This window comes from Pseudoalteromonas sp. P1-13-1a, assembly GCF_001401875.1.
Classification (GTDB): Bacteria; Pseudomonadota; Gammaproteobacteria; order Enterobacterales; family Alteromonadaceae; genus Pseudoalteromonas.
This window is the reverse complement of the sequence record NZ_LKDV01000052.1, coordinates 1-13,378: the sequence shown is the minus strand read 5'-3', so window position 1 is coordinate 13,378 and position 13,378 is coordinate 1. Positions and strand designations below refer to the sequence as shown.

Annotated in this window: 12 protein-coding genes and 1 riboswitch; of the genes, 3 read left to right on the top strand and 9 right to left on the bottom strand. The window is 43.1% G+C overall.

Annotated features, from left to right (window positions below):
• Positions 1–297 precede the first annotated feature (297 nt).
• A complete protein-coding gene (gene orn / locus AN391_RS19245) occupies positions 298–843 on the bottom strand; it encodes an oligoribonuclease (RefSeq protein WP_055016877.1) in 546 nt (181 codons plus the stop codon).
• A 286-nt stretch (positions 844–1,129) separates the two neighbouring features.
• Here orn and rsgA point away from each other — a divergent pair, with 286 nt between their 5' ends.
• Positions 1,130–2,188, top strand: coding sequence for a small ribosomal subunit biogenesis GTPase RsgA (gene rsgA, locus AN391_RS19240; protein WP_055016880.1), 1,059 nt, complete (start codon positions 1,130–1,132; stop codon positions 2,186–2,188).
• A gap of 15 nt (positions 2,189–2,203) precedes the next feature.
• The gene (gene asd / locus AN391_RS19235) at positions 2,204–3,082 is read left to right on the top strand and encodes an archaetidylserine decarboxylase (RefSeq protein WP_200910105.1); all 879 of its coding nucleotides are present in this window, start codon (positions 2,204–2,206) and stop codon (positions 3,080–3,082) included.
• Positions 3,083–3,258: 176 nt separating this feature from the next.
• Here asd and AN391_RS19230 read toward each other — a convergent pair whose 3' ends face one another.
• From AN391_RS19230 to AN391_RS19195, 8 genes are all read right to left on the bottom strand, one after another.
• Positions 3,259–4,008, bottom strand: a complete 750-nt coding sequence (locus AN391_RS19230; RefSeq protein ID WP_055016876.1) for a HesA/MoeB/ThiF family protein — start codon at positions 4,006–4,008, stop codon at positions 3,259–3,261.
• The gene (thiE, locus tag AN391_RS19225; RefSeq protein ID WP_055016875.1) at positions 4,001–5,527 is read right to left on the bottom strand and encodes a thiamine phosphate synthase; all 1,527 of its coding nucleotides are present in this window, start codon (positions 5,525–5,527) and stop codon (positions 4,001–4,003) included. The genes AN391_RS19230 and thiE overlap by 8 nt, the downstream gene beginning before the upstream one ends.
• A 13-nt stretch (positions 5,528–5,540) precedes the next feature.
• Positions 5,541–6,335 carry a thiazole synthase gene (locus AN391_RS19220; RefSeq protein WP_055016874.1) on the bottom strand — a complete coding sequence of 265 codons (795 nt, stop codon included), beginning with the start codon at positions 6,333–6,335 and terminating at the stop codon, positions 5,541–5,543.
• Between the two features lies 1 nt (position 6,336).
• Positions 6,337–6,531, bottom strand: coding sequence for a sulfur carrier protein ThiS (thiS, locus tag AN391_RS19215; protein WP_055016873.1), 195 nt, complete (start codon positions 6,529–6,531; stop codon positions 6,337–6,339).
• 7 nt (positions 6,532–6,538) lie between these two features.
• The gene (locus AN391_RS19210; RefSeq protein WP_055016872.1) at positions 6,539–7,540 is read right to left on the bottom strand and encodes an FAD-dependent oxidoreductase; all 1,002 of its coding nucleotides are present in this window, start codon (positions 7,538–7,540) and stop codon (positions 6,539–6,541) included.
• A 101-nt stretch (positions 7,541–7,641) separates the two neighbouring features.
• Positions 7,642–9,594, bottom strand: a complete 1,953-nt coding sequence (gene thiC / locus AN391_RS19205; protein WP_055016871.1) for a phosphomethylpyrimidine synthase ThiC — start codon at positions 9,592–9,594, stop codon at positions 7,642–7,644.
• 143 nt (positions 9,595–9,737) lie between these two features.
• Positions 9,738–9,843: riboswitch (TPP riboswitch) on the bottom strand.
• Between the two features lie 106 nt (positions 9,844–9,949).
• Positions 9,950–10,348: an META domain-containing protein gene (locus tag AN391_RS19200; protein WP_235576505.1), complete on the bottom strand. Its 399-nt coding sequence runs from the start codon at positions 10,346–10,348 to the stop codon at positions 9,950–9,952.
• A gap of 120 nt (positions 10,349–10,468) precedes the next feature.
• Positions 10,469–10,873: a thioesterase family protein gene (locus tag AN391_RS19195; RefSeq protein WP_055016870.1), complete on the bottom strand. Its 405-nt coding sequence runs from the start codon at positions 10,871–10,873 to the stop codon at positions 10,469–10,471.
• Between the two features lie 101 nt (positions 10,874–10,974).
• Here AN391_RS19195 and AN391_RS19190 point away from each other — a divergent pair, with 101 nt between their 5' ends.
• Positions 10,975–13,074 carry a TonB-dependent receptor gene (locus AN391_RS19190; RefSeq protein ID WP_055016869.1) on the top strand — a complete coding sequence of 700 codons (2,100 nt, stop codon included), beginning with the start codon at positions 10,975–10,977 and terminating at the stop codon, positions 13,072–13,074.
• Positions 13,075–13,378 lie beyond the last annotated feature (304 nt).

Below are 13,378 nucleotides of genomic sequence, written 5' to 3'. Positions count from 1 at the left end.
GTGACCTCGACCTTGGCAAGGTCGCGCTCTACCAACTGAGCTAGTGCCGCTTTATAGTTAGTCAGTAATTTGTCCGTTGGTGCGCGACGGGTCGCGTCCTACGTTCTGGCAACTGAGCTAGTGCCGCTTTATAGTTAGTCAGTAATTTGTCCGTTGGTACGCGACGGGTCGCGTCCTACGTTCTGGCAACTGAGCTAGTGCCGCTTTATAACTTACTCAAACACACCAACCCCGCGGGGGTTATCGTCTTGAGCGGGGCAGGATTCTACAATAATCTAATGTGTTTGCAAGTGTTTTTTACAAATTAAAGAATTTTTCTCTATACACCTTTAATTCCATAATAGAATCTTTAATGTCATCAAGCGCAAGGTGTGACCCTTTTTTATTCACCTGTGCCAAAACTTCAGGCTTCCAACGTCGGGCAAGCTCTTTAATCGTGCTTACATCTAAATTTCGATAATGAAAAAAGTCTTCAAGCTCGCGCATGTATTTATTCATAAAGCGTCTGTCTTGGCCTATTGAGTTACCACACATAGGTGATTTACCCGCCGGCACCCACTGCTTTAAAAAATTAAGCGTTTGTTCAACCGCATAAGCCTCATCATATGTACTGGCTTTACAACGCGCTGTTAAACCAGATTTACCGTGCTGCGTAGTACACCATTCGTCCATGCCATCTAGCAGCTCATCACTTTGATGAATAGCTATAGTAGGACCTTCCGCGAGTATATTTAAATCGGCATCAGTTACCACTGTTGCAATTTCGAGTATTTTATCCGTGGCAGGCTCAAGCCCAGTCATTTCCAGATCAAGCCAAATTAAATTAGATTCATTAATAGTCATAGTAACCTTAAACAGTGCTTTTCTTTAGATCCAACGCATTTCGATATATCATATTAGCATCAACCGTCGAGCTAAAGCTTTTTTTATACCATTTTGGTTAATTAAGTAATCTATTTTGAGGTAGTAAAACCTTGTCGATAGCAAGGCAAAAATTTTGTTATTTAGTTGTTCTAAATGAGAAATTTTTTAACGTAGCTAGCGTCAGGTTTAGCCACTCAAAATGGTTAGGTATTGCCAACTGGTATTAACGCAAAGCCGACATTTAAACCAAGGTTATAGGCCAAAAGTGGCAAAACAGAAAAAATTAAGTAAAGGCCAATCTCGCAGGATCAAGGCTAATCATCAAAAGCGCTTAAATAATGCCGATACAAAATTGGCAAAAGGTGGCGCACAAGAGTGGCAAACAGATAATCTGGGCGCAACCGAAAACGCCGTCGTGATCAGCCGTTTTGGCCAACACGCCGATGTAGAAACACAAGAAGGTGACGTACTACGCTGTAATATTCGCCGCACCGTTACAAACTTAGTGTGTGGTGACGAAGTACTATTTCGCCGCGCAAAAGTAAGTGAAGGCGACTTAGCGGGTGTTATTGAAGCAACACAAGAGCGTCGCTCGCAACTTACACGTCCCGACTTTTACGATGGCGTAAAAGTAATCGCTGCAAATATTGACCAAATTTTAATGGTGTCGGCCGTATTACCAGAGTTTACGCCCAGTATTATCGACCGTTATTTGATTGCCTGTGAAGACATGGGCATAGAACCTATTTTAGTACTTAATAAAATCGACTTAATTGACGATGAAGGCTTAAACGAGATTCAAAAAATACTCGATATCTATCGAGGCCTTGGCTATCAAGTGCTGCTTGTAAGTAGTGTAACCGGCGAAGGTATAGAGGATTTAAAAAGCGTACTGGTTGATAAAAATAATATTTTTGTTGGGCAAAGTGGCGTGGGTAAATCAACCTTAGTTAACACGGTACTTCCTGATGCCGAAATATTAACCAAAGAAGTATCAGAAAACAGTGGCTTAGGGCAACATACCACCACTGTATCACGCTTACATCACCTTCCAAGTGGTGGTAACCTAATAGACTCACCAGGCATACGTGAGTTTGGTTTATGGCATTTAGAAGTAGAGCGTGTTACTTGGTGCTTTAAAGAATTTAGAGAGTTTATAGGTGGGTGTCGCTTTAGAGACTGTAAGCATTTAAACGACCCAGGCTGTATAATTCAACAAGCGGTAGCCGATGGCGATATCTCGCAAATGCGATTTGACAGCTACCACCGTATTTTAGAAACAATGGCCGACGGCCGTGCTGGTGCACGTGCACCTCGCGTTTAATTTAGGAAACAATCTGTGAGTTTAGACAAATTTAAAATTGCAATGCAGTATGCAATGCCAAAGCACTTTATTTCACGCGTAGTAGGTAAATTAGCAGCAGCAAAAGCCGGTGCTTTAACTACGACGCTCATTAAACTTTTTATTAAGCAATATAAAGTAGACATGAATGAAGCCTTGCATGAAGACCCAGGATACTACAAAACGTTTAATGAATTTTTTACCCGCCCATTAAAAGAGGGTGTGCGTCCAATGGCGCAAGGCGAGAACGTCATTACGCACCCTGTAGATGGTGCTATTAGCCAACTAGGCGACATTGTTGATGGCCAGTTAATACAAGCAAAAGGTCACGACTACAGCCTACAAGCACTCTTAGGTGGTTCTGAAGATGATACAACGCCATTTTTAGGCGGCAAATTTGCAACTATTTACCTAGCGCCAAAAGACTATCACCGTATACATATGCCAATAGACGGCACACTAAGTAAGATGATTTATGTACCGGGCGACTTATTTTCGGTAAACCCGCTTACAGCACGGAATGTCCCTAATTTATTTGCGCGTAACGAGCGTGTAGTCGCTATTTTTGAAACCGAAATTGGCCCTCTTGCAATGGTACTTGTAGGCGCAACCATTGTAGCCAGCATTGAAACTGTTTGGGCAGGCACAGTAACGCCACCAGCCGGTAGCGATGTGTTTAGCTGGAACTACCCAACTCAAGGTGAAAACGCCATCACCCTTAAAAAAGGTGAAGAAATGGGCCGCTTTAAACTAGGTTCAACAGTGGTACTTGCATGGGGTGCTGACAAAGCAGATATTTTAGACGACCAACTGCCAGAAACAGTAACGCGTTTAAACACCGTATTTGCAACAATTAAAGAAAGTGCAGAGCTGTAAGCTGTAAGCTGTCAGTTGTCAGTTGTCAGTTGTCAGTTGTCAGTTGTCAGTTGTCAGTTAAAGATTAGAAAGCACCGCGTTTATTACAAACGCGGTGCTTTTTTATTGGTAGACGTAGAGCTTGCTCACGTTAGAAGCGCAGCTTCTCATGGCTTCCCTCGTGAATTACCCATACTTTATTCTCTGCACTCTTTGCAGTTGGAATCTTTAACTACTTTAAAATGCTGTTGTTTTAAGCTCAGCGCATCAAAGCTAATAAACACACTACCTACAACATGCCCTAACAGCATATTAAGTGTCAGTTGTGCCTGCATAGAGCCAACAACTCCCAATAACGGGCTTATTACACCCGCATTACTACAATTTACAGCGGGCGTGGCGTCACTTTTTGCAAAAACGCAACCATAACATGGGCTATTGTTTTGCCTAAAATCAAAGCCCATAAGTTGCCCACTACTTGCAATTGCAGCGCCTGTAATTAAAGGCAGCTTATGAGTAAAGCAATAATGGTTAACACTGTAACGTGTGGCAAAATTATCAGAGCAATCAAGGACCATGTCGGCATTATTTAAAAGCCCAGCTGCGTTGTTATTATCGAGTTTTTGACAATGCGTCACTATATCTATTTGATTATTCAAACTCGCTAATACTTTGCCAGCGGCCGCGACCTTGCTTTGCCCTAAATGATTTATTTTATAAAGCACTTGGCGCTGTAAGTTAGATAGCTCAACGCCATCATCGTCTATTAAAATAAGCGTACCAATACCTGCTGCGGCTAAATACAAAAGCGCAGGGCTACCTAACCCGCCCGCACCGACTACAGCAACAGTTGCAGCTTTGAGTGCTAACTGCCCTTCTAGCCCCACTTCTTTTAACAATAAGTGACGGCTGTAACGCAGGGTTTCTTTATCGCTGAGCTTATCCATTTGACTGGTTTATAGCACTTTGTAGTGCGCTAATAGCTGCAATATAATCATCTGCTTCACTGATCGCTCTTACCACAGCAACACTGCCTACACCTGTTTGTGCAACTTCGCTTGCGCGGGTTAAATCTATGCCGCCAATGGCAACGGTTGGGTAGCTTTGCATTAATGGCACACACTTTTTAAGTTTATCAAGCCCTTGTATTTGGCCGCTCATATCTTTGGTGGTGGTTGGATAAATAGCACCAAACGCCATATAACTTGGTCGGTAGTTGTGCGCACGTAGCATTTCGTAAAAGCCGTGGGTAGAAAGCCCAAGTCTTAATCCCGCCTCTTTAATCGCTGCTAAATTAGCGGTTTCTAAATCTTCTTGGCCTAAGTGTACGCCGTAGGCACCGTGCTTAATTGCCAACTGCCAGTAGTCGTTTATAAATACGTGAGCGTTATATTTTTTACCCAGCTCTACGGCCTGCTTAATGAGTTCATCAAGCTCAAGGTCGGTTTTATTTTTAACGCGCAGCTGCGCCGTAGTAATACCTTGTTGCAAACATTTATCTAACCAATCTAGGCTATCGACTACAGCATATAAGCCTAACTTTTTACTTTCACAAGGTGCAAAATCAGCCGCCATATTAAATTCAAGTGGCACATCAAAATCTAGTTCATCACCAAGCCAGCTGCCAGGCTCTATTACTTGCGGAAAATCATCTAAATTTGTAGGAAAAGCGGTATGCGCAACCGGGCCTATTCCTTCGCCGTACCTAACAGATTGCTTTAAGCCTTGGTTTATATAGGCTTTAGCTAAAATAAAGGCATCTTTTAGTGGGTAGCCTTTTGCTAAACACGCGGCAATAACCGAGGCCATACTGCAACCTGTACCATGACTATGAGGGCTTTGAATTTTTTTATTACCGAGCCAATACTCCTCGCCGTTTTGTGTGCAGTAATCTATACAATAACCTGTTGGATAATCCCAGTGCCCGCCTTTAATCACAACCGCTTTTGCGCCCCAGCTTAATAGCTTTTTAGCAGCGTCTTTCACTGCACTTGGGCCAATTAAATACACCCCTGTTAATAATTGCGTTTCGTGCGTGTTAGGTGTTATTAAATCCACCAGCGGCATTAAGCATTCTTTAATGGCACTCACGGTATCTTCTTCTGTTAATACATCACCGCTTGAGGCAATAGCTACCGGGTCATAAACAATTACTGGCGGTACAGGCCATTTAGCTTTGTAATGTGCTATATGCTCGCTTATTAATTGAATTTGCTGCACATTGGCCAGCATGCCAATTTTAATCACTTTGGCTTTCATATCGCTTTCGAGTGCTAGTAATTGCGATTCAATAATATCGGTAGATACCGCGTTAATCGCCTCCACACCTAAGCTATTTTGTGCCGTAAGCGCGGTAATTGCAGTACATCCATGCACGCCAAAACTTTGCATTGCTTTTATATCCGCTTGAATGCCTGCACCGCCGCCAGAGTCGGAGCCGGCAATTGTCCACACTAAATTATTCATACTCTTTATTTCCTTACTGCTGATGCCAAAACGGCATACCCATTGTCGGGGTTGAGGGGGCTGCTAAGTCTTTTTCAGGCATTGCTTTGGCATTATAAGCAAAGCGCCCTGCCTCTACCGCGGCTTTAAATGCACGACTCATCGTAACTGGACAGCCAGCCCCTGCTATTGCTGAATTTAATAAAACCGCATCATACCCTAATTCAAGTGCTTGGCAGGCATGCGAAGGCAAACCCAGCCCTGCATCCACAATTAATGTGGTGTTTGGTAAGCGCTCACGAATTGTTTTTAAATTATAACTATTTAAAAGCCCTTTGCCGGTGCCAATAGGTGCGCCCCAAGGCATAAGTACTTCACACCCTAGCTCATTTAAACGCTGGCAAAGCACTAAATCGTCAGTGCAGTAAGGCAATACTTTAAAGCCATCATTAACTAATAATTTAGTGGCTTCTAACAAGGCGAATGGGTCAGGTTGTAAGTTGTAGTCATCACCTATTAGTTCAAGCTTAATCCAATCGGTTGCGAATACTTCGCGGCACATTTTAGCAAGTGTTACAGCTTCTTTTACACTGTGACACCCTGCTGTATTTGGCAGTATTTTAAGGCCCGTGTTTTTAATAAGCTGCCAAAAATCATCCCCCGCGGCCACGCTTTGCTGGCGCCTTAATGACACCGTTACTATTTGCGCACCAGAGGCTTTTATAGACTCTTCCATCACCGCTGGCGATGGATAAAGCGCCGAGCCTATTAACAAACGGCTATTTAGTTGCTCGCCATAAATAGTTAAGTAATCGTTACCTTGAACCATGCTACCCACCTTGTATAGGGGATAACAATTCAATGCTATCCCCTTCGTTAATTGTGGTGCTTGCATGCAAGCTTTGTGGAATAAATTCGCCATTCACCGCCACAGCAAATGGAGGCTTTGCACCAAAATGTTGTAATACATTAACAAGTACTGCACTTTCAACAGTAAGCAGCTCACCATTAATTGTTATAGTCATTTATTACTCACTCTATTTTTGATAACGCATCTTTCACTAAAGCGGGCCCCAACATATAGCCATGACGATATAACCCGTTAATGCTAATTACGTTTCCTTCTTTTAAAACCTCTGGTCGATTGCTTTTAAGTGCAGGGCGTAACCCGCTTTGAATATTGAGTAATCGAGCCTCAGCAAACCCACTGTGCACAGTATAAGCGGCCGAAAGTAGCTCAAGCGTGGAGCGCACCGTGGCAGGCCCGCTATCATCAGACTCAATTTCGGTTGCACCAATTACATACTCATTATTGGGTTTTGGTGCGATATAAATTGGATAGCGTGGGTGCATTAAACGCACAGGCCGCGTTAAGTTAACCTCTGGCGCATGTAATCTGGCTACCTCACCACGCACTCCTCTAAGTGGCTTATCGGCTTTAGCACCTAAACCACGGCAATCAATAATGTAATCAAACGGACGGTTATTCACCTCGCCATTTTGAATGCTAACGCGTTGGTTAAACACAAACTTAACCTTACGTTTATTAAGCATGGTAAAGCTTGCTTTATAAAAAGCCTGATTATCAATCTGCCCTTCGCAGGGTAAAAACACCCCTTGGTTAAAACGATTAGCTAATTCGGGCTCTAACTGTGTTATTTGCTGAGCATTTAACGCCTGCGCGCTATGCCCTGCTATAGGCTTAATACGCTGGCTAAAGCTTTGTAAGTCACCTTTATCTTGCTGGTGCGCCACAACCAGCGTGCCTTTTTGCTGATAAAAAACCTCATCTTCAAGCTCGCTCACTATTTCTGGCCAGCGCTTGAGTGAATTTAGCCCCATGATCGCCAAATCCGTTTCACACAATACCGACTCTGCAAGGGGCGCTAACATCGCAGCTGCCACTTTACCGGCACTATTTTGAGTATGCTCATCAGTGGCTTCAAAAACAGTAACATGGTGCGACTTACTAAGCTCAAGGGCTGCTAAGCGCCCTGCTAAACCAAAGCCTACAACGGCAATGTTGTAAAACATAAACACTCCTACATGAAGCTCAAAGCCGCAGCTGTCAGTAAAGTAACTATTGCCTCTATGCTAGTTACTTTATTGTTGATATCTGACAGCTGAAAACCGCGCTACAGCGCTTTATGGTAAATTTCTGAGCCCGACTGCTTAAACTCTTCCGACTTCGCTTTCATTTGCGCTTCTACATCAACCATTTTGATCTCAATTGCATCACCAACATTGTTAGGATCGATCCCGCGTGATTCGAGATCTTTGGCGTAATCACGTACCTCTTGGGTAATTTTCATTGAGCAAAATTTAGGGCCACACATAGAGCAAAAGTGCGCTACTTTGCCAGACTCTTGCGGCAGGGTTTCGTCGTGATATTCACGGGCACGTTCTGGGTCTAGGCCAATATTAAATTGGTCGTGCCATCTAAATTCAAAGCGCGCTTTTGATAATGCATTATCGCGCTCTTGCGCGCCGGGGTGGCCTTTGGCTAAGTCGGCCGCATGTGCTGCAATTTTGTAGGTAATTAGGCCCTCTTTTACATCTTCTTTATTGGGCAAACCTAAATGCTCTTTTGGTGTTACATAACACAGCATTGCACAGCCGTACCACGCTATTTGTGCAGCGCCTATACCCGATGTTATATGGTCGTACCCTGGTGCTATATCGGTCGTTAATGGGCCTAAGGTGTAAAAAGGGGCTTCGCCACAATGCTCTAATTGCTCATCCATATTGGCTTTAATCATGTGCATTGGCACATGGCCTGGGCCTTCAATAAATACTTGTACATCGTGTTTCCACGCAATTTTTGTAAGCTCCCCTAACGTACGTAGCTCGCTAAATTGCGCCTCGTCGTTGGCATCAGCAATCGAACCTGGACGAAGGCCATCACCGAGTGAAAAACACACATCGTATTGTTTTAAAATTTCGCATATATCTTCAAAGTGCGTATATAAAAAATTTTCTTTATGGTGTGCTAAACACCACTTAGCCATAATTGAGCCACCGCGCGATACAATACCGGTTACTCGCTTTGCCGTCATTGGCACATAACGCAGCAATACTCCGGCATGAATAGTAAAGTAATCCACACCCTGTTCGGCTTGTTCAATTAGGGTATCGCGAAAGATCTCCCACGTTAAATCCTCTGCCACACCGTTTACTTTTTCAAGCGCTTGATAAATGGGAACTGTGCCAATGGGCACTGGCGAATTACGTACAACCCATTCACGCGTTTCGTGAATATAGCGCCCTGTTGATAAGTCCATTACGGTATCGGCACCCCAACGGGTAGACCACACCATTTTTTCTACTTCTTCTTCGATTGATGAGCTTACCGACGAATTACCTATGTTAGCGTTAACTTTAACTAAAAAATTACGCCCCACTATCATGGGCTCGGTTTCTGGATGGTTAATGTTGTTTGGTAAAATAGCACGACCACGGGCTATTTCGTCACGTACAAACTCAGGGGTAATAAAATCAGGAATACTCGCCCCAAACGACTCACCTTTGTGTTGGGCTGCTAGTAGCTCTTCTCTAATTTTTGCTCGGCCCATGTTTTCGCGTATGGCTACGTATTCCATTTCTGGAGTTATAATGCCTTGGCGAGCATAATGCATTTGGGTTACGTTTTTACCCGCCTTACCACGGCGAATTTTAGGTAAATGTTCAAAACGAATATGATCCAAACCATCATCGGCCATACGCTGCTGGGCAAATTGCGAAGTAACCGACTCGAGTACTTCAGTGTCGTTGCGATCTTTTATCCACTGCTCACGAAATTTTGGTAGCCCTTTGCGTACGTCTAACTCAAAGTTAGGGTCGGTATATGGGCCTGATGTATCGTAAACACGTAGTGGCTCGTTTGGCTCATACACAGGGTTTTGCTCATCGCCACCAATAAACGTGTCGCTTAATGTAATTTCGCGCATACCCACACGCACACCGCTTTGGCTGCCCTCAACATATACTTTTTGCGAACTTGGAAATGGCTGACCCGTTAAATTATAAATATAGTCAGACGCAGCTGCGCGCGTTTCTCGACGTGTAGACTTATTTGTAGTGTTTGACATGACTTACCTCATTGCTAAAGGGTTGTCTTGTCAGATATTCCATAAGGAATAGAGAAAGATCGTAAAGCAGTGTTTATGCTGCTTTGCGGCCTAAAATGGCTAGTTATTTTGTTGTGCGCATAAAAAAAGACGCACAAGCGTCCCATTTTAGGCAGCTTGTTCCCTACGCAGGTTTTAACCTGATCAGGTTCACGGATCCCGCTTTCGCGATCTCAGCCTTAACGAGTTAAGGCACTCCGACAAGTAAAATATATAAAATTTGTTCGTTGATTTACCATTGTTTTTTAGCAAATCTACGCTGAGTGTACGCCAGTTAAAAATTGCCTGCAAGAGGCAACCTCAAATACTCATATCACTACTTTGCAATAAACAAAAAAGTTTTATTACCTTGCATAACCAACTGTGAGCCTTGCATGGTAAGTGTTGCCCCCTCTCTGAGCGCTTGTAAAAACTGCTGTTCTAGCGCATCAACATCTGCCCCGCATGACTTACGTGTCATACCTAGTTTATTAACGCTAATGTTGCTGTCTTCAAGCTCGCCTTCACCAAAAAACTTATTACATCCTGCAAACCCGTTTACTTGCAACGCTTCAATAAAGCTTATTGACGCTCTGTAAGAGGCCGGCACAGCCAACCCATCAACCTTTGATAGTTGCCATTGTGTGTACTTTAGCTGCTCAGTAGTCACCGTCCCTGTGGCTGTACAACCAATACATAAACCGATTAAAAGCATCGGTAGTGCTGCTAATTTCATGCTATTACTAACTAAATATTTAATTACAGTAATAGTAACAATTTTTATGCGGTTTATCCGTTAAAAATGCATGTTTTAAATGTAAATTTTTGTTCTATGGTAGTTTAAAAGTTAAACAGCTTAATTTAGATCACAATTTTTAAATAAGTTATCCATTTCGGGTGGTAAAAAAGGGCGGCCTTTTTCGTTAACCGATGTGCCAATTACTCTAGCTTGAAGCATTATTTTTTCATCGCTTTTGCGAACGATTGCCTGCTTAAACGCAAACTTTAACCGGCTTATACGCTCAGGCTCTACCGACACATAAAATTCATCTTCAGGCACCAGTGAATGCTTGTAATCAACCTCACTGCGTATCACGACTAAGTTAACCTTTTGCTTGGCAAGCAGTGCAAAATCGACCCCATTCGCAAATAAAAACTCATGGCGGGCATGCTCTAAATAATTAAAGTACACACTGTTATTTACAATACCTTGCAAGTCACATTCGTAATGGCGCACTTTAAAATCAACTTTAAAGGTCATATTAGTAATCCTGATTATTTAACGTATAATCGCTGCGTTATAACACAAGTATTAAAATAATTGCTACCATACAAGTCCCTAAAATGGAGTTAAGTAACCTAATGAACTTACGTTTGTCTTTAATTACTGCGGCGTTGTTACCGCTAATTAGTACACCACTTATAGCAAACGCTGATGACAGCGACCTAGAACGAATTGTTGTTACCGGCGACTTTCAACGTGAAAGCATTCAAACATTAAGCGCGAGTGCGAGCCTATTTAGCGAATCTGAAATTAATCAACGCGGTGCAAGTTTCTTAGACGAAATGCTAGGTAGTACAGCCAACGTAAACTTTACTTCAGGTGCCTCTCGTGGTCGTTATATTCAAATTCGTGGTGTGGGACTTCGCTCACAATTTGTAGACCCAATTAATCCATCGGTTGGCTTGGTCATCGACGGCATAAATTACTCGGGTTTAGGTGGCAGCTCTTTATTATTTGATATTGACCACGTAGAAATTTACCGCGGCCCACAAGGCACTCGCTTTGGCGCAGACGGTATGGCCGGTATGATCCAAATGGAATCAGCACAAGCCACTGCCGATCCTAGTTTAAAATTGCAAGTGGGTATGGGCACTTACAACTCACGCGAAGCAGGCCTTGCGGCAAGTACTGGCTTAACCGATGATACAAGCGCACGTGTAAGCTACTTTCGCAGAAAATCAGATGGCTACGTCGATAACTTATATTTAAACGACGAAACCCAGCAACAAGATGAACAAGTAGCCCGTTTTAAATTAAACAGCCAACTTACTGAACATTTAAACACTGAGTTAAACCTACACTACATAGACATAAACAACGGCTACGATGCGTTCACGCTTGATAACAGCCGTAATAGCGTAGCCGACGAGCCAGGCCAGGATAACCAACAAAGCTACGCCATTGGTATTAACAATACTTACACAGGCTTTGATGCTTTTGACGTAAGCTTAAACCTTTCAGCCATTGATACTGAGCTACTTTACAGCTTTGACGAAGACTGGGTATGTAACGATGCAAGCGAGCCACAATTATGTGCAGCAGGCTTGCACCCTTGGGGTTATAGCTCTACCGATGTATACACGCGTGATCGTGACGATCAATCAGCTAATTTACAACTAAATTCTAAAACAGGTAACTGGGTTGCCGGTGTTTACTATCAAAACCGCGATGTAGATTTAGAGCGCGAATACACTTGGCTTGCAAACCCATTTGCATCAACCTACGAAACCAGTAACGTGGCTCTTTACGGCCAAGTAGCCACACCTATCGGCCCTAAAACCACGCTCATTACCGGTTTACGCGTAGAGCAATACCAAGGGGATTACACCGACAGTAACGGCTTTATTGAAGAGACAGACGACGTAATGGTAGGCGGTAAACTAGCACTTGAATACCAAGTGATTGATCGTACTATGATCTACGCAAGCATTACTCGTGGTTATAAAGCTGGCGGTATTAATTCAGAAGCATTAGCAAAAGCTAAAGATGAAGGCTTAAACCTAGATGCTGATTTTTTCCAGCAGCATACAAGCTTTGACCCAGAATACCTTTGGAGCGGCGAATTTGGCGTTAAGGGCTCATCCCTTGATGACAAATTTACCCTGCGTTTAGCCGCATTTTATATGCACCGCGACAACATTCAATTAAAAGCATGGCAAGTAGAAGGTCAGCAATTTACAGGCTACGTTGATAATGCAAGCTCAGGTAGTAACTACGGCTTAGAGGTTGAAGGTAGTTACCAACTAACCGAAGACTTATTCTTAACAGGTAGCGCCGGTTACTTAAATACAGAAATTGACGACTTTGTAACGCAATCGGGCTTAAATCAAGACGGTCGTGAGCAAGCGCAATCACCTAAGTATCAATACGCATTTAGCGCACGTTACAACTTTACTAATGAGCTGTACGGTATGATTGGGGTTGAAGGTAAAGACGATTATTACTTCTCTGATAGCCATAATTCACAAGCGCCTAGCAGCAATTTAGTAAACTTAAGCTTTGGCTACGAAGCCGACATGTGGGCAGTACGCGCATGGGCACGTAACGTATTTGACGAAGAAGTACCAACCCGCGGCTTTGAGTTTGGTAACAACCCACTTGATGGCTACGAAACACATACCTACGTACAATTAGGTGAGCCAAGAGTAGCGGGAGTAACGTTTACGTTAGAGCTGTAAATAAAGCTGTTAGTTTTAGCTGTTAGCTGTTAGCTGTTAGCTGTTAGCTGTCAGTTGTCAGTTGTCAGTTGTCAGTTAAAGATTAAAAAACACCGCGTTTAATTAAACCGCGGTGTTTTTTATTGGTAGGCGTGAAGCTTGCTCACGCAAAGCTGTTAAGACTCAATACGCGGCATAAAGCCACGACTACAACATGACCCTCTAAAGCGCAGCGTCTCCTAACCTCTTTGTGAATAAATCACTTAATATTTTGCACAATGAGAAGTGAAAGAGGAATAAATGAGAAAACATACAAGTAGCAGCG

What these genes read in the sequence shown, in the direction of transcription:
- AN391_RS19230 (WP_055016876.1), bottom strand. Translation starts at nt 4,008, where the DNA reads ATGGATAAGCTCAGCGATAAAGAAACCCTGCGTTACAGCCGTCACTTA.
- thiS (WP_055016873.1), bottom strand. Translation starts at nt 6,531, where the DNA reads ATGACTATAACAATTAATGGTGAGCTGCTTACTGTTGAAAGTGCAGTA.
- AN391_RS19190 (WP_055016869.1), top strand. Translation starts at nt 10,975, where the DNA reads ATGAACTTACGTTTGTCTTTAATTACTGCGGCGTTGTTACCGCTAATT.
- AN391_RS19220 (WP_055016874.1), bottom strand. Translation starts at nt 6,335, where the DNA reads ATGGTTCAAGGTAACGATTACTTAACTATTTATGGCGAGCAACTAAAT.
- AN391_RS19195 (WP_055016870.1), bottom strand. Translation starts at nt 10,873, where the DNA reads ATGACCTTTAAAGTTGATTTTAAAGTGCGCCATTACGAATGTGACTTG.
- AN391_RS19200 (WP_235576505.1), bottom strand. Translation starts at nt 10,348, where the DNA reads ATGAAATTAGCAGCACTACCGATGCTTTTAATCGGTTTATGTATTGGT.
- orn (WP_055016877.1), bottom strand. Translation starts at nt 843, where the DNA reads ATGACTATTAATGAATCTAATTTAATTTGGCTTGATCTGGAAATGACT.
- AN391_RS19210 (WP_055016872.1), bottom strand. Translation starts at nt 7,540, where the DNA reads ATGTTTTACAACATTGCCGTTGTAGGCTTTGGTTTAGCAGGGCGCTTA.
- thiE (WP_055016875.1), bottom strand. Translation starts at nt 5,527, where the DNA reads ATGAATAATTTAGTGTGGACAATTGCCGGCTCCGACTCTGGCGGCGGT.
- thiC (WP_055016871.1), bottom strand. Translation starts at nt 9,594, where the DNA reads ATGTCAAACACTACAAATAAGTCTACACGTCGAGAAACGCGCGCAGCT.